Consider the following 19,311-nt stretch of genomic DNA (forward strand, 5'->3'; position numbering starts at 1 on the left):
AAGCGGGGTAATCTTCAGCCACAACAAGATTCGAACGTTACCTTTATTGCCTGCAACAGGCCCGGGGATCAGTTCGACGCCCGAGAAACAGTTCGACGAAAGTTCGGCGAGAGGAAGCTCGCATCACGACACAACCGTTCAGGCGAGGTATCGCAAATGGCGAAGTACCAGTTTTTCTCTATCCCGGCCTCCAACCGGCAGCAGTACACCTTTATCGACATGGCCTCCCCCACCTTCCTGCCCGAGAAAGAGGCGCTGCTGGCGCAGGGGTTCGAGGTGGAAGAGGATTTCATCGACGCGGCCAACCCGCGCGAGGCGGTGGAGAAGTATCGCTCCAACTTCCTCTACGTGGCCGATGAGCTAGGCAAGTCGGACGCCGGTTACGCCACGGCCATCGCCCTGCAAGAGCTCGGCAAGGGACTGCTGGGGCAGAAGCGGGGCAATTGAGCTGATAAATGAAGTGAGGCCAGCGGCAAGCTGCCGATGGCCTCAGGCAATGCTGGCAATGTAGTTCAGCAGCGGGCGAGCTGGCGGAGCATCTCGATAAGCTCCTCTTCGCTGCTGGGCTCATAGGCCAGCTGCAGGCTCGGCGCGGCCCCCCCCATCAACATGTAGACGTGGGTGCTGCAGTGATCGTAGTGATACCACTTACCGTCGATACAGACGTCGGTATAGCATCTCGGGTCCCTTTCAAGTTCCATACGCACATCCTTTTGTTACATCCCTTCAACATCACTCTGACCGTAAGATAACCCGGCCGCTGCAAACTTGATGCAGATCAAGGGAAGCGACGGCCGACGCGGATATCTGCCGGATCTGCGGCCCATGGGACCAAAACCGACATCCACTCAGCAGCCCCCAGTTCAAGTCTCACCGCGGCGGCGGATCCGTGCGCAACAAAAACGGCGCCCGCAGGCGCCGTTTTTTATGCCCGCGCCACGTGGTCTCGCGGTGCGGATGAACAAGCCTTGGGCTTATTCGTCTTCCAGATAGGCGTAGCCTTGCAGACCCAGCTCCAGCTCGTCGAGCAAAGCCTTGCGGGTCGCGTCGTCCAGCGCCGGGTGGGAGGCGATCCGCTGATAGTTCTCGCGAATGACGGACGGGTCGATGTTGACGTAACGCAGCAGCTGGTCGACGGTATCGCCGCGCACCACGTTGCGAATGTCCATCTTGCCCTCTTCGTCCAGCCACACTTCCGCGCAGTGGGTGTCACCGAACAGGTTGTGCAGGTCGCCCAGGATCTCCTGATAGGCACCGACCAGGAAGAAGCCGACGTGGCACTCTTCGTTCTCGCCGTAAACCGGCATCGGCAGGGTGCTCTCGACCCCCAGACCGTCGACGTAGTGCTCGACCTGACCGTCGGAGTCACAGGTGATATCCATCAGGATGCCGCGACGGCTGAGCGGACGCTCGAGACCGGAGAGCGGCATCACCGGGAATACCTGACCGATACCCCAAGCATCCGGCAGGGACTGGAACAGGGAGAAGTTGGCAAAGCACTTGTCAGCCAGCTTTTCACTCAGTTCGTCAGCCAGCGCTCGGTGGTTGCGGTTGACCGGATTGAGCAGCTCTTTGAGCGCCAGACAGGTGTTCTGATGCAGCATCTCGGCCCAGGCACGCTGTTCGAGGTTGAGCAGCCCCATGGTGTACTGGGTGTTGACGTCAGCCAGATCGGCAACCGAGTCGTGGAAGATCTCCAGCAAGGAGGGATCTTCACCGCTCAGATCCTGCCACCCTTTCCACATGTTCTGCAGAATGGTCGGCGCATCTTCGCCCGGCGCGCTGATATCGTTCATCTCCACCCCTTCGGCACCAATGATGTTGGTGACCAGTACGGCGTGGTGAGCGGTCAGGGCACGGCCGGACTCGCTGATGATGGTCGGGTGCGGCAGGTCGAACTCGCGGCAGACATCGCCGATGCTCCATACCACGTTGTTGGCGTACTCGGAGAGGCTGTAGTTGGCGGAGCAGTGGCTCTGGGAACGGGTTCCCTCGTAGTCCACCCCCAGGCCGCCACCGACGTCAACGACTTCGATGTTGGCACCAAGGCGACGCAGTTCAGCGTAGAAACGGCCGCACTCGCGGATACCGCCCTGAATGTCGCGGATGTTGGCGATCTGGGAACCCAGATGGAAGTGCAGCAGTTGCAGGCAATCCAGCTTGCCGACACTGCGCAGACGCTCGATCAGCGCCAGGATCTGGGAGGCTGACAGGCCGAATTTGGACATGGAGCCACCGCTCGATTCCCACATGCCGGAGCCGGTGGACGCGAGCTTGGCACGCACGCCGATATTGGGCTTGATGTTGAGACGAGCTGATTCGTCCAGCACCATCTCCAGCTCGGAGGGCTTCTCTACCACGATGTAGACCTTGTGGCCCATCAGGTTGCCGAGCAGAGCGTGGCGGATATATTCGCGGTCTTTGTAACCGTTGCAGACGATCACCGAGCCTTGCTCATGGTGATGGGAAAGCACGGCCAGCAGTTCCGGTTTGGAACCAGCTTCCAGGCCAAGCCGGGGCTTGTCGCTGTAGGACTGGCTGATGGTCTCGATGACACGACGCTGCTGGTTTACCTTGATCGGGTAAACGCAGAGGTAGTCCCCTTCATAGCCTGACTTTTCGATGGCCTGACCGAAGGCATTGAACAGCGCATCGACCCGACTCTTGAGGATGTCGGGGAAGCGCAGCAGCACGGGGGTGGTCAGCCCGGACTGACGCAACTGTTCGATGGCGTCAGAAAGCACGATCTGTGCGTCAGGGCGTGACTTGTCGGGAGCAACGGTCACATGACCGGCGTCATTGATATTGAAAAAACCCGCACCCCAGTAGGGAACGTTGTAGACCTTCAAGGAGTCCTTGCTGGACCAGTTAGTCATGGGCTATGCCTCGCAAATGAGCGACGGGAAGTCGCCTTCGTTACCCTCAATCACATCCAGACCATCGATGACAAGGTGCGGCGCGCCGAGGCGGCCTGCCGGCTCGGGAAGGGCGACTCCTGCAACCTGCGCGCACTACGCGGCGGGTTGACCCGGGCCCTTCCGTCACATCCCTTGCACATCGCGGCAAGCCTAGGCTGCCTGGTGGATCTTGGGGAAGTAACGAGTCTTGATGTGGGGCTGGTGGCTTTACATCAAGCTCAACGGTATGCGGTGCTGCGCTCACAGCGCCGCGGTACTTTGATGACGGACAGCATCAGCCACGCGGTCCGTTCATCATTCGGCAGCCATCACGACAGCAAGGGAAGGTTTCAAGGAAGAGAAGCGAAGGCGTCAGCACGCGTGCGTGTTGATAGACGACAACAACCACAGCCAGCTCAGCACCAGTGACCGCCCATGACAAGGGAAGATGATGAGCCGTTGGCTCACTCGGTCAGCTGGACATTGAGTGTCCGTTGTTCTCCCTGATACCGGAGCCTAACCGGTATTAAAGAAACCATACCCTAGCAGTGTCTGTCGTTGCTGCGTGCCTCGCCCTATAGGCGTCTGATCCTCCGGGAGTCTGGCGGCCTCTGCCTGCTCAGGGTTACCCTTGGATCGGCGCGGAGTGTACACACTTACCGCCAGCGGTGACAATAAAAAATAGTGTTCAAAAACTGCTTTTAATAAGGCGATCAAATCTTGCTGCCAGCAGGCCTGGCAAGCGGGGGGAGAAGTCCGTCCACCCCCTCTTTTCCACCCTGAAAATAACGCCGGTTTGCGCCATCCGTTGTCGCCCCCGACCCCCTCAGTGCTGCGCGCCTGCCGAGCCATATCACAAGCCGCTTAAAAATGTCGGTTATTTGATATTTTATGCTGCGCTTGATATCAACAACCACAGCCTGAACCACCTTACACGTTTACCGCCAGATCTTCGCCAAAAAATGCGGCAAAAACTGCGCTGACGCAAAAAGCCGCGCCGCCAGATTGGCCACAATGGCCCCTCCCCACCGGTACGAGGCTTGCCAATGGATACCTTGCTTGAGCGTTTTCTGCGTTACGTGACTTTTCATACCCGCTCCGATGTGACCAATCCCGCCTGTCCCAGCAGCGAAGGGCAGCTCGTCTTCGCCCGCGCCCTGTGCGACGAGATGCAGCAGATGGGACTGAGCCGGGTCACCCTGGACCAATACGGCTACCTCACCGCCTGTCTGCCGGGCAACCAGCCGGACGCGCCGGCCATCGGCCTCATCGCCCACATGGATACCGCCGACTACGAGGCGGCGCACGTGGTGCCCCAGATCATCGAAAACTATCAGGGCGGCGACATCTGTCTGGGCAAGGGGGATGAGGTGCTGGCCATTCGCGATTACCGCTTCCTGAAAAACTACCTGGGGCAGGATCTCATCACCACCGACGGCAGCACCCTGCTGGGGGCCGACGACAAGGCGGGCATCGCCGAGATCCTCACCGCCATCGACCACCTGCTGGCACACCCCGAGATCCCCCGTGGCGATGTCTGGGTCGGTTTTACCCCGGACGAGGAGATAGGCCGCGGCGCCGACCGCTTCCCGCTGGACCGCTTCCCGGCCAAATGGGCCTATACGGTAGACGGCGGCGAGCTGGGTGAGCTCGAATATGAGAACTTCAACGCCGCCGGCGCCACCGTGCGCTTTATCGGCAACAACGTGCACCCCGGCACTGCCAAGGGCAGCATGATCAACAGCCAGACCCTGGCCGCCCGCTTCCACGCCGCCATGCCCGCCGAGCAGACCCCGGAGGCGACCGACGGCTATCAGGGCTTCTTCCACCTGGCCCAGATGAACGGCACAGTGGAAGAGACCAGCCTGCACTACATCATCCGCGACTTCGACGACGAGGGCTTCGCCGCCCGCAAGGCCCAGCTCAAGGAGCGGGTCGCCTCGCTGCAGCTGGAGGCGCCCAGGGCACGCATCGAGCTCACCCTGACCGACAGCTATCGCAACATGCGCAGCCAGATCGAGCCGCACATGCACATCGTCGAGCTGGCCAAGGCCGCCATGCTGGCCGCCGACGTCACCCCGCGGATCAAGCCCATTCGTGGCGGTACCGACGGCGCGCGGCTCTCCTTTATGGGGTTGCCCTGCCCCAACCTGTTTACCGGCGGCCACAACTTCCACGGCAAGCACGAGTTCATCCCGCTGCAGTCCATGGAAAAAGCGGTCACCACCCTGGTGGAGCTGATACGCCTGACTTCGGCCTGGCGCGACTAGACCGGCCATCGTCGCCGCCATGACCAAAGAGGGGAGCCGGTTAACCGGCTCCCCTCTTTGCCATCAAACTGTCATGCCGCTGCCATGGGGCGGGAACAGAAGAGCGTCACGCTAGGGCAACGACTCATCGGAGCCCAGCCCATGTTCAGTGTCGATGCCCTGCTACAACAACACCTGCCCCGCCTCTCGGCCCACGGCCTGCTGCGCCCCCTGCTCCGGCAGGGGCTGCGCTGGCTGCTGCACGAGCAGGCGTTTCAACGCTTCGCCACGAGTCATCCTCACCTGCGCGGACTCGACTTCGTCGAGCAGGCGCTGACCGAGCTCGACTTCGACTACCGGGTGAGCGAGGCCCAGCTCGAGCACATTCCGGCCAGCGGCCGGGTCATCATCGTCGCCAACCACCCCATCGGCTCCCTCGACGGGCTGGCCCTGCTGCGCCTGCTCGGCCGCATCCGGCCGGACGTCAAGATAGTGGCCAATCAGCTGCTGGCCCAGCTGACGCCGCTGCGCCCCCTGCTGCTGCCGGTGGACAACCTGGGCGGCAAGACCGACCGGCGCGCCATCCTGGCGATGGGGGAACACCTGGCGAGCGAAGGGGCGCTGGTGATCTTTCCCGCCGGCGAGGTGTCGCGCCTCGGCCCCAAGGGGGTCAAGGACGGCCCCTGGCAGGTGGGCTTCATCAAGCTGGCCCAGCGCACCCGTACCCCGCTGGTGCCCATCCACCTGGACGGGCGCAACGGTCTCTCCTTCTATCTCGCCGCCTGGCTCCACAACGACTGGGCGGGGCTGTTGCTGGTCAAGCAGCTGTTTCGCCAGCAAGGGAAACGCATCGGCGTCACCATCGGTGCCCGCATCCCGGTGAGCGGAGTGCAGGAGCTGCCAGCCAAGAGCGCGGCCCGGCTGGTGCGCAGCCACCTCTACCGAGTCGGGCGCGGCAAGCGGGGTTTGCTGGCCACCGAGGCCCCCATCGCCCTGCCGGAGGAGCGCCGTCAGCTCAAACAGGCCATCGACACCTGCGAGGCGCTCGGCCATACCCCGGATGGCCAGGGGATCTATCTCTACCGACGCCACGAGCTGAGCCATTCGGTGATCCTGCGCGAGCTGGGACGCCTGCGGGAAATCGCCTTTCGGGCGGTGGGGGAAGGCTCCGGCAGGCGGCGGGATCTCGACGCCTTCGACGATGACTACCACCACCTCATTCTCTGGGATCCGGCCCGGCTCGAGATCATCGGCGCCTACCGTTTCGCGCCGGTGGCCGAACTGCTGGCCAGCAAGGGGCTCGGCGGCCTCTACAGCCACACCCTGTTCGGCTTTGAAGAGAAATTGCTGCCCAGGCTGGAGCTTGCCATCGAGCTTGGCCGCAGCTTCATCCAGCCCGCCTACTGGGGCAAGCGGGGGCTCGATTATCTCTGGTTCGGCATCGGCGCCTATCTGGCGCGCTATCCCCGCTATCGCTACCTGTTCGGGCCGGTGTCGCTCTCCGGCAGCCTGCCGGCGGCGGCCAAGGATCTGCTGGTGAGCTTCTATCGCCAGCACTTTTCCCCCGAGCTCGCGCTCGCCCCGTCGCGCCGCCCCTACCCCGCCACGCCGCCGCTGTTTACCGGGCTGGATTACGGCGCCGATCTGCGGGAGCTCAAGGCCCGTCTCGACAACCTGGGCTGCGCCATCCCTACCCTCTACAAGCAGTACTCCGAGCTGTGCGAGCCGGGCGGCGTGCAGTTCATGGATTTTGGCATAGACCCCGACTTCAACCACTGCATCGACGGCCTGGTGTGGGTGGATGTGAGCCGCCTCAAACCCCACAAGCGGGCCCGCTATATCGGCCTTCCCGCCGAAGATGAGCCAGGCACAGCTGCCGACCGTTGACCGAATGCCACAACGAGAGAGGGAGGCCTGTGCCTCCCTCTCTCTGTCATTGATGCTGTGGCCTACTCGGCGGCCGGCTTGCGATCGGCGTGGCCCAGGTCGCGCTCGGGGGCGATGACATCACGCACCCGCTGCTTGATCTCCTTGGCCTCGGGGAAGCCCTCATCGGCCACCCGATCCCATACCAGCACCCCGTCCACCAGGATGCGAAATTCCCCCTTGCTGGCCGGCACCAGCGCCACCTCGCCGAGATCGCTGTCGAAGGTGGAGAGCAGCTCCTGGGCCAGCCAGGCGGCGCGCAGCATCCAGCGACAGAGGGTGCAGTAGCGGATCTCGATGCGAGGTTTGGGGGTGGGCAGCGTCGTGTCGCTCATGTGGTCACTCCATCAATGGCAGCTAAGAAAAAGGCACTCACTGGGCGACCCCGTGGAAGTCGGCCAGCCAGTGACGGGCAATGGTACGCATGGTCGATTGCGGCAGGTCGAACAGGCCGGGGGCCAGCGGCTGCAACGCCAGCTGACGCACCCCTTCGATGATCTCCGCCAGCACCAGATAGACATATTCGCCGATGACGGCGCCGTGGACGAAGTTGACCGCCTCGCCCCGGTTGAGCAAGAAGATGGTGCTGCCATCGGGGCGGGTCAGTGCCAGCACGTGGGGGCACACCTCCTCGCTCGGCCAGGGCAGCTGGGCGAGGCAGAACGCAAACTCGTCGTCCGCCGAGGTGACCGAGGCGACCATGGTGCCGGGGCGCAGCTGCTGCAGATCCGCCAAGTCCAGCGCGCCGTTGCCGGTGGAGCAGATCACCAGCTCGGCCCGACCGAGGGCTTCGGCCTTGCCCACCAGCTTGAAGCCGTGGGAGAGCGCCTCCACCTGGCGCAACACGTCGGTCTCCACCAGCTCCAGATGCAGGTTGCGGCACCTGAGCTCACGGGCGATGCTGCGCCCCACCTTGCCGTAGCCGAACAGGGCGGCCTGGCAGACATTGAAAGTACGGTTGAGGGTGCGGGCCAGGGATTCGGCGGAGTAGACCACGCTCAGGCCAATCTGGATATCCTCGGCCTGCTTGAGGGGGCTGCGCGCCACCGAGATGACCGGGGTGGCCAGCACCTCCTGCTCGTAGCGCTGATGGCCGTTTTCGGTCATCTCCACCACCCCGAGGAAGCGGGGGCCGAAATACTCGCTGAGGGTGACCTGGGTTCTGGCGAAATAGCCCCCGATATCGAGGATGATCAGCCGCTCATGGGGCGCCACCAGCGGGGCTATGTGCTCGATCACTCCCTGCGGGGTGTTGGTCCACTGGCGATTGAGGGGCAGTACCGGATAGTGTTGCTGGGCCCAGGTCAGGGTCGGTCCATGCACTGACTTGGGTTTGGGCAGGATGGCGCCGATCCGCCCGATCTGATCGAGGGCCTGGATAAACTCGGGGCGATCGGGAAGCAGATGGGTAACCAGCAGGATGCAGAGCCCGTCGAGACGTCCCTGCTCGGTGAAATGGCGAAAAAACAGATGCTCAGATCCTTGACTGCGCAACTGTGGCCTCCTTAGCGCGCCGCAAACAAGCAGGCAAACAGAACCCGGTCAGACCGGGTTCTGTGTGTGTCCAGATAATTGAAAATCCTTTTTATCTGAAAGCACTATGGGGCTCAATCTTTATCTGTGCAGACTATGACGAAGTCGGCAACTTTCAGGTTAATTGTCTGTTTTTTATGCTAAAAATCAGTACAACGAGGCTTCCGGCCACACCTTCCAGAGGCTGAGTCCGGCCCCCACCCCCGCCAGCAGGATCAGCAGGGCCCAGCGCTGGATCCAGGGCTTGCTGCGCAAGGTCCACTCCAGCAGCGGCAGCAGCCAGACCGGCAGCAGCACCAGCAGCGGCACTTCCACGTATTGCCAGGCGAGCATCTGGACAAAGGCCAGCGCCAACCCGAGCGCCGCGGGCGCCACCTGGCTGCCGGCAAAGGCCCCGAGCAGGGCGCGGAAACCGGCGAACGCCGCCAGCGCGCCGGCCAGCTGGGCAATCAGCAGGCTGCCGTCGATGCCGATCACCAGCGCCAGCCAGATGAAGCCGAGGGCAAAGCCGAGCCCCTCGCGGCTGTCACCGCGCATCCCGGTCCATCCCAGCCAGGCGATGGCAGGCAGCAACGCCAGCCAGATGGCAGGCTCGCTCGCCAGCACAGAGGCCAGCCCCTGCCACCACACCAGCGCCCCCAGAGCGGCAAACAGCGCAAGCGCGGCCCGCTGGTCGGCCAGCTGCGCCGCCAGGGCGGGCACCAGCAGAGTCAGCGGCAGCCACTGCCACGCCTTGACCGGCAGCCCGTAGGCACCGCCCAGCAGGCAGCCCACCAACCAGAGCGCCAGGGCGCCCCACAGATACCCCAGCCGCGGCCAGCGCCACGACAGCAAAGCGGCTCCCAAAGGAGCCGCCAGGGTTTGCAGCAGGAGTGCCGCGCCCATTACTTGCGCACGCCTTCGACGAACAGATTGATGCTCATCTCGTCGGGGATGTTCGGCACCATGTAGTTCACGCCAAAATCGCTGCGCTTGATGGTGGTGGTGGCGTTGAAGCCGCTGCGGTAGCCACCCCAGGGATCCTTGCCTTCACCGATGTGGACCAGATCGAAGGCCACTTCCTTGGAGACGCCGTGCAGGGTCAGGGTACCTTTCAGTACGCCCTTATCCTTGGTGCCCTCATAGCCGGAGCTGACGAAGGTCATCTTGGGGAACTGCTTCACGTCGAGGAAATCGGGGCTGCGCAGGTGTTTGTCGCGCGGCTCGTGGTTGGAGTCCACGCTGGCGGCATCGATCTCGAAGCTCGCCTTGGCCGCCGCCGGGTTGGCGTCGTCCATGCTGAAGGTGCCGCTGAAGGTATTGAAACGGCCCACCAGTTCGGAGAAGCCGAGGTGACCCACCTTGAACTGCACCGTGGTGTGCGCCGCATCGACGTCGTAATCGGCTGCCATCAGGGGAGCCGCCATAAACAGGCAGGAGGCCAGCAGGGCCTTGGTCATTTTCATCCGTTCGTTCCTTCATATTGGGGGTTCACAACAACAGCCAAGATGCTAACCTCCATATCGGAATAGATAATCAGCGATTTATTAAAATAATTATCAACTGAGAGTGAAAGATGGACCAGATAGCCGCCATGCGCACCTTCATCAAGGTGGTGGAGTGTCAAAGTTTTACCAAGGCCGCCAACCAGCTCGGCATCTCGGTCGCCATGACCTCCAAGCTGATGCAGCAACTGGAGGAGTCGCTCTCCACCCGGCTGCTGTCGCGCACCACCCGCCAGGTCAACCCCACCGAGGCCGGCCAGTTCTACTACCAGCGCTCCCAGGCGCTGCTGGCGGAGCTCGAAGAGACCCACAGCCAGCTCACCCGCAACAACCAGCAACCCCAGGGCACCCTCAAGCTGTCGGTGCCGATGGATTTCGGCTACCTGCACCTCTCCCCTGCCCTGCCGCTGTTTCGTGAACGCTACCCGGATCTGAAGCTGGAGATAGAGTACAGCGACCGACGGGTGGCGCTGGTGGAAGAGGGGTTCGATCTGGCGCTGCGCATCGGCAACCTGCCAGACTCCTCCCTGGTGGCCAAGCCGCTGGCCATGATGCGGCTGGAGGTATGTGCCAGCCCGGCCTATCTGGCCCGCCGAGGCACGCCGAGCACCCCGGAGGATCTCAAGCAGCACGACTGCCTGCTCTACACCCTGACCCAGCCGGACTGGGTGTTCAAACGGGATGGCGAACAGCTGAGCGTGCGCCCGCAGGGGCCGCTGCGGGCCAATAACGGGGTGGCCCTGACCAGGGCGGCCTGCGACGATCAGGGCATCATATTGCAGCCCACCTTCATCGTCGGCGATGCGCTGCGCTCCGGCGCCCTGGTGTCACTGCTGCCGGAGTGGGAGAAGGGGCAGGTGGGGCTCTATGCCCTCTATCCGCACCGCCGTTTCGTCTCGGCCAAGGTGCGCTGTTTCATCGAATTCGTGCAGGAGCGCTATCTCGCCCCCCACTACTGGGATCGCAAGGCTTAAGTCTTGCTGCGGCCGAGGTGACGGGATGACTATGAGGCGGCGCTATCGGCAGGCAGCGGCAGCTCGGCCACCAGCTGCAAGTCGCGCAAGTTCAGCTGCCAGCGCGGCAGGCGCTGGCGCAGGGTCGCCAGCTGCGCCTCGTCAAAGGCATAGGGCAGGGTGATGTGCAGGCAGTGGCAGTCGAGCATGCCGGCCAGCTGCAGGGTCAGGATGAGATTGGCTTCATCGGTCTTGTGCTTGTTGATGCGCTTGCCCAGTTCGTGGCGAAAGTGGGTCTCGGGATCCTGGGTCATCGCCTGCCAGCCATAACCAAACAGCGGAATGAAGGCGCTGACGACCCCCAGCGCGGTCAACGGCTGTTTGGGCGGGTGATAAAGGGCGTTGAGATCCAGCTCGATGGGCGTTAGATGCAGCTCACGATTGCCGGACAAAATATTATTACTCATTGGATAACCCTGTTGATTCCACTAGACTGCGCCGCATATTTGACCTGACATGCCAACGAGGTGCTGATGCTAAGCGATATCGAGATCTCCCGCCAGTCCCCCCGTCTCCCCATTCACGCGCTGGCCGAACGCCTCGCCATCCCTTCGCACCAGCTCCATCCTTACGGTCACTACAAGGGCAAACTCAGCCTCGAGCTGCTCAAGTCTCTCCCCAAACCGGCGGGCAAGCTGGTGCTGGTGAGCGCCATCACCCCCACCCCGCTTGGCGAGGGCAAGACGGTGACCACCCTCGGCCTCTCCATGGGGCTCAACCACATCGGCCAGCCCAGCATCGCCACCATCCGCCAGCCGAGCCTGGGCCCGGTGTTCGGGGTCAAGGGGGGCGCCGCCGGTGGCGGTCACGCCCAGGTGGTGCCGATGGAGGAGATGAACCTCCACCTCACCGGCGACTTTCACGCCCTCACCGCCGCCCACAACCTGGCGGCGGCGGCCCTCGATGCCCGCCTGTTCCATGAGCGCAAGCTCGGTGACCAGTTCAGCGCCAGAACCGGCCTGCAGCGCCTCGATATCGATGCAGACAACATCCTCTGGCCGCGCACCCTCGACATGAACGACCGCGCCCTGCGCCACCTCACCGTCGGCCAGGGCGCCGCCGCCGATGGCATCGAGCGCCAGGATCGCTTCGTCATCACCGCCGCCTCCGAGCTGATGGCCATTCTGGCGCTGGCGAGCAATCTGAAAGACCTGCGCCAGCGCATCGGCCGCATCCAGCTGGCCCGCGACCTGCACGGCAAGCCCATCACCGCCGAGCAGCTGGAAGTGGCGGGCGCCATGACAGTGCTGCTCAAAGAGGCTCTGCAGCCGACCCTGATGCAGACCACCGAGCAGACTCCGGTGCTGGTGCACGCCGGCCCCTTTGCCAACATCGCCCACGGCAACTCCTCGGTGATCGCCGATCGCATGGCCCTCGGCCTCACCGATTACGTGGTGACCGAGGCGGGCTTTGGCTCCGACATGGGGCTGGAGAAGTTCTTCAACATCAAGCATCGCCAGTCCGGCATCACGCCGGCCTGCGTGGTGCTGGTGGCGACGGTGCGCGGCCTCAAGGCCAACAGCGGCCTGCTCGATATCCGCCCGGGTCAGCCGCTGCCGGAGAGCCTGCTGGGGGAAGACTTGCCCACCCTTGAGCAGGGCTGCGCCAACCTCGGCTGGCACATCGCCAATGCTCGCCGCTACGGGGTGCCGGTGGTGGTCGCCATCAACCGCTTCCCCACCGACAGCGAGGCCGAGCTGGCCTTGCTGGCCCACGCGGCAGTGCGGGCCGGCGCTTGTGGCTGCGCCATCTCCAGCGCCTTTACCCAGGGTGGGGCCGGTGCCAGCGAGCTGGCCCAGGCGGTGGTGGCCGCCTGTGAGCAACCGGGCAAGGTCAAACTGCTCTATCCCGACGAGATGAGCCTCGACGCCAAGCTAGCGACTCTGGTGGAGTGCGGCTACGGTGGGCGCGGCGTGCAGCTCTCTGAGCGCGCGCGCCGGCAGCTGGCACAACTCTCTGCCGAGGGGTGGGATCACTTGCCGGTCTGTGTGGCCAAGACGCCGCTCTCCATCAGCCATGATCCCGCCCTCAAGGGGGTGCCGACGGACTTCGAGGTGCCCATCGAGGAGGTGAAGCTGTGCGCCGGTGCCGGTTTTGTCTATGCCCTAGCGGGCCCCATCATGACCATGCCGGGCCTTGGCAGCCTGCCGGCCTACCGTCACATCGACATCGACGATAACGGCGATATCGTCGGGCTGAGCTAAATGGCCGGATAAGGGTCTGGCGCCGGCCGATGGCGCTGCGCTCATCGACCCTGCGATCAGCAAACCTGCCAGAAACAACAAGGCCCCGCCAATGGACGGGGCCTTCTGTTATCAGTGACCAAGGGGCAGCCTTAGAGGGTGAAACGCTGGGTCATATGGTGCAGCGTATTGGCCAGCTTGCTCAGCTCCACGCAGGCCTGGGCGGTCTGCTGGGCCCCCAGGGCGTTCTCGTCGGCCGCATTGTGGATGTTGACGATGCTGCGGTTGAGCTCCTCGGTCACCGCGTTCTGCTCCTCGGTGGCGGTGGCGATCAGGGTGTTCATGTCGGTGATCTGGGTGACGGCACCGTTGATGGTGTCGATGCTGCTGCCCGCTTCCCGGGCCAGCCCCACGCTCTCCTGCATCTGCTGGCGACTCAGCTGCATGGCGCTGCCCGCCTCGGCGGTGCGCTCCTGCAACACCTCGATCATCTTGCTGATCTCGGCGGTGGAGTTCTGGGTACGCTGGGCCAGAGAGCGTACCTCGTCGGCAACGACCGCAAAGCCGCGACCCTGCTCGCCGGCACGGGCCGCCTCGATGGCCGCGTTGAGCGCCAGCAGGTTGGTCTGCTCGGCGATACCGCGAATGACGTCCAGCACCATGCTGATGTTGTTGCTGTCCTGCTCCAGCTGCTGCACCACGGCGCCCGCCTGCTCAATCTTGACCGACACCTCCTCGATGCTGCTGATGGCGCTGCGCACCACCTGGTTGCCCTGGGTCGAGGTGCGGGAGGCATCCTTGGCGGCACTCATGGCATCCGTGGTGTTGCGGGCCACCTCGTTGACGGTGGACTGCATCTCGTTCATGGCGGTGGCGACCTGGGAAACCTCGCTCTGCTGGCGAGCCATGCCGGTGGCGGATTGCTCGGAGATGGCGCTCACCTCCTCCACCGCGCTGCTGAGCTGGCTCACCGAGCCGGCGATCTCGCTCACCAGATCCGCAAGCGAACCCTGCATGCGATCGATGGCGGCGCCGAGCTGGCCCAGTTCGTCACGCTTGAAGCGACTGCCGCGGATCCACTCCTGCAGTTCGCCCTTGCCCAGATCACCGCTCGCGATGCGCTGCGCCTGACGGGCCAGCATCACCAAGGGATCGCGGATCTGGCGGGTCAGCACGGTGGAGAGCACGGCCGCCAACCCCAGACCCAGCAGCAGGGCGATGATGATGCTCAGCTTGGCGCTGTCAAACGCCTCCACCACCTGGGCACGGGAGCCCACGGAGTAGCCGTGGTTGATGCGGATCAGGTCCGCCACCGACTTGGCCAGGTTGGTATAGAGGGTGATCCCCTCGCTCATGAACAGCTGCTGGGCCTCGGCCAGCTGGCCGCCATCCTGCATCAGCCGCACCCGCTGGTGCAGGGCGACGTACTTGTCCCAATCCTGCTTGACGATATCGAAGGTGCGACGCTCCTCCACATCCTCTGCCCAGATGGTGGCATCGTGGGCTTTGACCTGCCGGGCAACCTCTTGCAGGCTCTGCTCGCTGAGATCCCGATAGTGGGCCCGCTGCTGCGGATCGGCCGCCACCAGAAACACATCCAGTTCATAGCGGCGCAGGGTGTTGATGGTCTCACCCAGGGTGCTGGTGCGCACCACGGCGGGCAGTATGCTGTCGGTAAAGCCGATGGCCGCCCGGTTCATGTTGCCAAACTGCAGCAACGAGAAGCCGCCGATAAAGGCCATCATCAGGCCGAGCACGGCAAAGCCGGCGGTGAGTTTCTTGCCAATGGTCATGGTACTGGTATTCATGGCATGTCCTGGATATGAGTGAACAGATAACGCTCGTCTGGACCGTAGCGATACGATCCGCGGTCACCGCCTTCATGGCGGCTCATCCAGCCTTGATGAATCTATGTCCTTGCATGAACGAGGCGAACAGTGTTGCCAAAGTGCCGATCTGCCCAAGCGCCGAGCCCAAGCCGCGATGGCGCATGGCAGGGAAACAGCAGCAAGACCCCGGTCGAGAGAGCCGCCGGAACAGGCACCTTGCTGGCTTGCCTGCACTCCCAAAGAGCGCACCCAAGCCATGAAAAGGTATATCGACCGGGTCTACCAATCCCTTGAGGAAAATCGTCGGGGCGACCGGCGGGCAGTCAGGAGAAGGAAAAAGGAGGGGAGAGCGAGGAGACATGCCGCAGCGGCGGCACGTCTCCGGGCAGATCAGCGCTTCAGGCCGGCCAGGAATTCGGCGCGGGTATCGGGCTGGGTCTTGAACACCCCACCGAGGGAGGTGGTGGTGGTGTAGGAGGTGGAATCCATCACGCCGCGGGCCTTCACGCAGAAGTGGGTCGCCTTGATGCTGATGGCCACATCCTTGGTGCCGAGCAGGGTCTGCAACGCCAGCAGGATCTGCTGGGTCAGCCGCTCCTGCACCTGGGGGCGGCGGGCAAAGAACTGCACGATACGGTTGATCTTGGAGAGCCCGATCACCTTGCCACGGGGGATGTAAGCCACATGGGCCAGCCCGTCGATGGTGACGAAGTGGTGCTCGCAGGTGCTGGTGAGGCTGATGTCCCGCACCATGATCATCTCGTCCACCTTCATCTTGTTCTCGATCACCGTCACCTTGGGGAAGGTGGCGTAATCGAGGCCGGAGAAGATCTCGTTGACGTACATCTTGGCGATGCGGTGCGGCGTCTCCGCCAGACTGTCATCGGCCAGATCCAGCCCCAGCGTCTCCATGATGGCGCGCATGTGGCCTTCGATCTTCTCCCGCTTCTGCTGACCATCCAGTGCATTGGCCACCAGAGGTGTTTCGAGGCCCTCGGCCTCGAGGGCGGCCCTGACCAACAGGGCTTCCCGACTTAAGCTCGTCATCTTGTTCCTCTCCCACGCTCAGGGACTGTGATGGCCGCCTTGTCTATGACGGCATTCTGTTTTGGCGCAATAGTAAACGGCGATTATTGTCATAATTCAAGCTAACTCAAGCCCGTTCCCTGACTTTATGCCAATCCGGCGAATTTTACCCCGCCGGCGCTCCCCATACGGGGGTACCCTTTCGCTCCGGTCGCTGCCTATCTGTGCAGCCAGTCGGTTTTATCCCGCGGCAACCTGCCCATCCAGCTGGATTTTTGGGATAATCCGCCCTCTACTCCCCCTCCATCACACAATGAGGTCATGACATGGGATTTGATACCAGCGGACTACTCCCCCTGAGCGACGCCCTGCAGGGCATGCTGGCACAGCTTGACGGCTGCTGCGACAGCGAACAGCTGCCCCTGCCAGAGGCCCTTGGCCGGGTACTCGCCATGGATATCGCCTCCCCCCTCTCCGTGCCCCCGTTCGACAACTCCGCCATGGATGGTTATGCGGTGCGACTGGCGGATCTCGCCGGCGGCGCCCCCCTCATCATGGCGGGCAAGGCTTTTGCCGGTCAGCCCTATCAGGGGGAGTGGCCCGCCGGCCACTGCGTGCGCATCATGACCGGCGCTCCGGTGCCGGCCGGGACGGATGCGGTGGTGATGCAGGAAGAAACGCAGGCCGACGGCGCCAGGATCACCTTTTTGACCACGCCGGTGCCCGGCCAGAACATTCGCCGCCGCGGCGAAGACATCCGTGAGGGCGCCAGCGTGCTCGCTGCCGGTACTCGCCTCACCGCCCGGGAGATGCCGCTGCTGGCCTCCCTCGGCATTGCCAGCGTGCCGGTACGTCGGCCGCTGAAAGTGGCCATCTTCAGTACCGGTGACGAGCTCAAGCCAATCGGTACTCCCCTCGCCCACGGCGACATCTACGACTCCAACCGCTACGGCGTGCGGGCCATGCTGGATCGCATGGGCTGCGACTGCCTCGACCTTGGCATCATCCCGGACGATCCGGCCCAGCTGCGCGCCGCCTTCCAAAAGGCCGACCGCGAGGCCGACGCCCTCATCACCACCGGCGGCGTCTCGGTGGGGGAAGCAGACTTTACCAAACAGCTGCTGGAGGAGCTCGGTGAGATCGGCTTCTGGAAGCTGGCCATCAAGCCGGGCAAGCCGTTTGCCTTCGGTCGTCTGCCCCACGCCTGGTTCTTCGGCCTGCCGGGCAACCCGGTCTCCGCCATGGTCACCTTCGATCAGCTGGTGCAACCGGCGCTGGCCAAGCTGGCCGGCCAACGCTTCGAGCGCCCGCTCCAGCTCAATGCCATCGCGGCTGAGCCGCTCAAGAAGGCGCCGGGCCGGCTCGACTTCCAGCGCGGCATCCTGACTCAGGGACCAAACGGCCTGGAGGTACGCAGCACCGGCTCGCAGGACTCCGCCGTGTTCAGCTCCCTGTCGCGGGCCAACTGTTACATCGTCCTGGAGCGCGAGCGGGGTCGTGTCGCGGCAGGCGAGACGGTCACCGTCGAACCATTCGGGGGATTGCTGCTGTGAGCGAGATCCTGAGCGACGCCGAGCTCTTGCGCTACAACCGCCAGATCATCCTCAAATCCTTCGACTTCGAGGGGCAGGAGGCGCTCAAGCAGGCTCATGTGCTGGTGATCGGCGCCGGCGGCCTCGGCTGCGCCGCCAGCCAGTATCTGGCGGTGGCCGGGGTCGGCCAGCTCACCCTGGTCGATTTCGATCGGGTGGAGCTCTCCAACCTGCAGCGCCAGGTGCTGCACACCGATGAGCGCATCGGCCACTACAAGGTAGACTCCGCCGCCCAGTCCCTGCGCGCCCTCAACCCCTGGCTCAAGGTGGAGACCCACGCCGCCGTGGCCGACGAGGCGCTGCTCGATGCCCTGTTGCCACAGTACCAGCTGGTCTTGGATTGCACCGACAACCTGGCCATTCGCAACCTGCTCAACCAAAAGGCCCGCCAGCACGGCGTGCCGCTGGTCAGCGGCGCCGCCATCCGGCTGGAGGGACAAATCTGCAGTTTCACCTGGCAGGAGGGGGAACCCTGCTACGCCTGCCTCAGCGCCCTGTTTGGCGAGCAAGCGCTCACCTGCGTCGAGGCAGGGGTGCTGGCACCTGTGGTGGGTCTGGTGGGCAGTCTGCAGGCGCTGGAAGCCATCAAGCTCTTGGCGGGGATGGGCCGCAGTTACAGCGGCCGCCTGCTGATGATCGACGGCCTTGGCGGCACCTTTCGCGAAATGAAGCTGCCCAAACGCCCCGACTGCCCGGTCTGCTCGCACGGATGAACCGCCTCAGCAGCCTTTTCGCCAATAAAAAGCCGACCCTTGGGTCGGCTTTTTATCCACCTTTACTACCTCCCCCCCCTCAATGGGTTGAGAGGATCCGCTGCAACAGATGATTGAAACCGGAGGGATCTTCCGCCGGCCAGGCGTGGTGGCCGTTGGGGGTGTGGATGGTGGCGTTGGGCAGGGAGGCAAACTGCTCCACCCGTTTGGCCAGTGGCAGATAGTCGTGACTGGTGGAGATGATGGCCACCGGCTGCCAGATGTTGCCGAGCCGGGCGCGCACCGACCAGCCGGGCAGCGCCTCCAGCAGCGCCTTGTAGGTTTTCTTCTTGTTGCGCACGAAACGCAGCCGGAAGGTGTGACGCACCTGGGCAAGGTCGGGGCCGGGAAAGAGCTCGCGGCCGAGCCACCAGGCGAGCGGCCGCAGGCCGAACCAGCGCAGCCACTTGAGGCGCTGGGCAAAGCGTTCCTGCTCTTTTGGCGTCTCCAGCAGAAATTCGCTGAAGCCGTTGACCAGCACCAGCCCCTGCACCTTGTGGGGCAGTTGCAGCGCCAGCTCCAGCGCCACCATGGCCCCCAACGACAATCCCACCACCCAGGCGGGCTCAGGCTGTTCGTCGAGCCAGTTCACCACGTCCGCCGCCAGGGTCGCCACGTCGAACGGCCCCTCCTGCATGCTCTGGCCGTGGCCGCGCAGATCCAGCGCCACCACTCGGTAGTGCTCGGAAAAGCGTTCGATCTGCGCCTGCCAGTCGAGGCTGGAGGAGCCCAGCCCGTGCAGCAGCAGCAACAAGGGGCCCTCCCCCGCGCTGCGCAGGGCAAGACCGTTGGATTTCATCACCTGATTGCGGCGCATCAGTTCATTG

At 63.7% G+C, this 19,311-nt stretch carries 17 protein-coding genes; 7 read left to right on the forward strand and 10 right to left on the reverse strand.

The window, feature by feature from the left end:
• Positions 1-156 precede the first annotated feature (156 nt).
• A complete protein-coding gene (locus tag OKC44_RS01000) occupies positions 157-447 on the forward strand; it encodes a hypothetical protein (protein WP_270810531.1) in 291 nt (96 codons plus the stop codon).
• Between the two features lie 65 nt (positions 448-512).
• On the opposite strand, the gene OKC44_RS01005 is transcribed toward OKC44_RS01000, so the two are convergent.
• Positions 513-701 carry a hypothetical protein gene (locus tag OKC44_RS01005; protein WP_011705509.1) on the reverse strand — a complete coding sequence of 63 codons (189 nt, stop codon included), beginning with the start codon at positions 699-701 and terminating at the stop codon, positions 513-515.
• A gap of 273 nt (positions 702-974) precedes the next feature.
• The gene (gene speA / locus OKC44_RS01010) at positions 975-2,876 is read right to left on the reverse strand and encodes a biosynthetic arginine decarboxylase (protein ID WP_270810533.1); all 1,902 of its coding nucleotides are present in this window, start codon (positions 2,874-2,876) and stop codon (positions 975-977) included.
• 1,067 nt (positions 2,877-3,943) lie between these two features.
• Between speA and pepT the strand changes: the two genes are divergently transcribed.
• Both pepT and OKC44_RS01020 read left to right on the forward strand, forming a co-directional pair.
• The gene (pepT, locus tag OKC44_RS01015) at positions 3,944-5,167 is read left to right on the forward strand and encodes a peptidase T (protein ID WP_270810535.1); all 1,224 of its coding nucleotides are present in this window, start codon (positions 3,944-3,946) and stop codon (positions 5,165-5,167) included.
• Between the two features lie 141 nt (positions 5,168-5,308).
• A complete protein-coding gene (locus OKC44_RS01020) occupies positions 5,309-7,033 on the forward strand; it encodes a lysophospholipid acyltransferase family protein (RefSeq protein WP_270810537.1) in 1,725 nt (574 codons plus the stop codon).
• A 62-nt stretch (positions 7,034-7,095) separates the two neighbouring features.
• Here the strand turns inward: OKC44_RS01020 and OKC44_RS01025 are convergent, their stop codons facing one another.
• The 4 genes from OKC44_RS01025 to OKC44_RS01040 form a co-directional block, all read right to left on the reverse strand.
• Positions 7,096-7,407: a SelT/SelW/SelH family protein gene (locus OKC44_RS01025; RefSeq protein ID WP_017781774.1), complete on the reverse strand. Its 312-nt coding sequence runs from the start codon at positions 7,405-7,407 to the stop codon at positions 7,096-7,098.
• Positions 7,408-7,444: 37 nt separating this feature from the next.
• A complete protein-coding gene (locus OKC44_RS01030) occupies positions 7,445-8,566 on the reverse strand; it encodes an adenosylhomocysteinase (protein WP_201975134.1) in 1,122 nt (373 codons plus the stop codon).
• A gap of 186 nt (positions 8,567-8,752) precedes the next feature.
• Complete coding sequence (locus OKC44_RS01035; protein ID WP_270810542.1) at positions 8,753-9,490, reverse strand: hypothetical protein; 738 nt, start codon at positions 9,488-9,490, stop codon at positions 8,753-8,755.
• A complete protein-coding gene (locus OKC44_RS01040) occupies positions 9,490-10,050 on the reverse strand; it encodes a YceI family protein (RefSeq protein WP_011705502.1) in 561 nt (186 codons plus the stop codon). The genes OKC44_RS01035 and OKC44_RS01040 overlap by 1 nt, the downstream gene beginning before the upstream one ends.
• A gap of 110 nt (positions 10,051-10,160) precedes the next feature.
• Here OKC44_RS01040 and OKC44_RS01045 point away from each other — a divergent pair, with 110 nt between their 5' ends.
• Positions 10,161-11,063 carry a LysR family transcriptional regulator gene (locus OKC44_RS01045; protein ID WP_017409884.1) on the forward strand — a complete coding sequence of 301 codons (903 nt, stop codon included), beginning with the start codon at positions 10,161-10,163 and terminating at the stop codon, positions 11,061-11,063.
• Between the two features lie 29 nt (positions 11,064-11,092).
• Here OKC44_RS01045 and OKC44_RS01050 read toward each other — a convergent pair whose 3' ends face one another.
• Positions 11,093-11,509 carry a hypothetical protein gene (locus OKC44_RS01050; protein WP_270810545.1) on the reverse strand — a complete coding sequence of 139 codons (417 nt, stop codon included), beginning with the start codon at positions 11,507-11,509 and terminating at the stop codon, positions 11,093-11,095.
• Between the two features lie 66 nt (positions 11,510-11,575).
• On the opposite strand from OKC44_RS01050, the gene OKC44_RS01055 reads away from it, so the two are divergent.
• Complete coding sequence (locus OKC44_RS01055; RefSeq protein ID WP_270810546.1) at positions 11,576-13,306, forward strand: formate--tetrahydrofolate ligase; 1,731 nt, start codon at positions 11,576-11,578, stop codon at positions 13,304-13,306.
• A 131-nt stretch (positions 13,307-13,437) separates the two neighbouring features.
• Here OKC44_RS01055 and OKC44_RS01060 read toward each other — a convergent pair whose 3' ends face one another.
• Together OKC44_RS01060 and folE are read right to left on the reverse strand one after the other, a co-directional pair.
• On the reverse strand, positions 13,438-15,093 hold the full coding sequence (locus OKC44_RS01060) for a methyl-accepting chemotaxis protein (RefSeq protein WP_029301350.1): 1,656 nt from the start codon (positions 15,091-15,093) through the stop codon (positions 13,438-13,440).
• Positions 15,094-15,504: 411 nt separating this feature from the next.
• Positions 15,505-16,161: a GTP cyclohydrolase I FolE gene (folE, locus tag OKC44_RS01065; protein WP_011705496.1), complete on the reverse strand. Its 657-nt coding sequence runs from the start codon at positions 16,159-16,161 to the stop codon at positions 15,505-15,507.
• A 305-nt stretch (positions 16,162-16,466) separates the two neighbouring features.
• On the opposite strand from folE, the gene moeA reads away from it, so the two are divergent.
• Both moeA and moeB read left to right on the forward strand, forming a co-directional pair.
• Positions 16,467-17,693, forward strand: coding sequence for a molybdopterin molybdotransferase MoeA (gene moeA, locus OKC44_RS01070; RefSeq protein WP_270810547.1), 1,227 nt, complete (start codon positions 16,467-16,469; stop codon positions 17,691-17,693).
• Positions 17,690-18,445 carry a molybdopterin-synthase adenylyltransferase MoeB gene (gene moeB / locus OKC44_RS01075; protein ID WP_270810549.1) on the forward strand — a complete coding sequence of 252 codons (756 nt, stop codon included), beginning with the start codon at positions 17,690-17,692 and terminating at the stop codon, positions 18,443-18,445. Before moeA ends, moeB begins: the two co-directional genes overlap by 4 nt.
• 79 nt (positions 18,446-18,524) lie before the next feature.
• Here the strand turns inward: moeB and OKC44_RS01080 are convergent, their stop codons facing one another.
• Entirely contained in the window at positions 18,525-19,301 is a 777-nt protein-coding gene (locus OKC44_RS01080) for an alpha/beta fold hydrolase (RefSeq protein WP_016350261.1), read from the reverse strand.
• Positions 19,302-19,311: the final 10 nt, after the last annotated feature.

The organism is Aeromonas sp. S41-2, from assembly GCF_027705845.1.
In the GTDB taxonomy this organism is placed as follows: domain Bacteria; phylum Pseudomonadota; class Gammaproteobacteria; order Enterobacterales; family Aeromonadaceae; genus Aeromonas; species Aeromonas hydrophila.

Coding starts and splice junctions, on each gene's coding strand:
- OKC44_RS01045 (WP_017409884.1), top strand. CDS start 10,161: ATGGACCAGATAGCCGCCATGCGCACCTTCATCAAGGTGGTGGAGTGT.
- OKC44_RS01005 (WP_011705509.1), bottom strand. CDS start 701: ATGGAACTTGAAAGGGACCCGAGATGCTATACCGACGTCTGTATCGAC.
- OKC44_RS01000 (WP_270810531.1), top strand. CDS start 157: ATGGCGAAGTACCAGTTTTTCTCTATCCCGGCCTCCAACCGGCAGCAG.
- OKC44_RS01020 (WP_270810537.1), top strand. CDS start 5,309: ATGTTCAGTGTCGATGCCCTGCTACAACAACACCTGCCCCGCCTCTCG.
- OKC44_RS01025 (WP_017781774.1), bottom strand. CDS start 7,407: ATGAGCGACACGACGCTGCCCACCCCCAAACCTCGCATCGAGATCCGC.
- OKC44_RS01035 (WP_270810542.1), bottom strand. CDS start 9,490: ATGGGCGCGGCACTCCTGCTGCAAACCCTGGCGGCTCCTTTGGGAGCC.
- speA (WP_270810533.1), bottom strand. CDS start 2,876: ATGACTAACTGGTCCAGCAAGGACTCCTTGAAGGTCTACAACGTTCCC.
- pepT (WP_270810535.1), top strand. CDS start 3,944: ATGGATACCTTGCTTGAGCGTTTTCTGCGTTACGTGACTTTTCATACC.
- OKC44_RS01055 (WP_270810546.1), top strand. CDS start 11,576: ATGCTAAGCGATATCGAGATCTCCCGCCAGTCCCCCCGTCTCCCCATT.
- OKC44_RS01040 (WP_011705502.1), bottom strand. CDS start 10,050: ATGAAAATGACCAAGGCCCTGCTGGCCTCCTGCCTGTTTATGGCGGCT.
- OKC44_RS01060 (WP_029301350.1), bottom strand. CDS start 15,093: ATGAATACCAGTACCATGACCATTGGCAAGAAACTCACCGCCGGCTTT.
- folE (WP_011705496.1), bottom strand. CDS start 16,161: ATGACGAGCTTAAGTCGGGAAGCCCTGTTGGTCAGGGCCGCCCTCGAG.
- OKC44_RS01050 (WP_270810545.1), bottom strand. CDS start 11,509: ATGAGTAATAATATTTTGTCCGGCAATCGTGAGCTGCATCTAACGCCC.
- OKC44_RS01080 (WP_016350261.1), bottom strand. CDS start 19,301: ATGCGCCGCAATCAGGTGATGAAATCCAACGGTCTTGCCCTGCGCAGC.
- moeA (WP_270810547.1), top strand. CDS start 16,467: ATGGGATTTGATACCAGCGGACTACTCCCCCTGAGCGACGCCCTGCAG.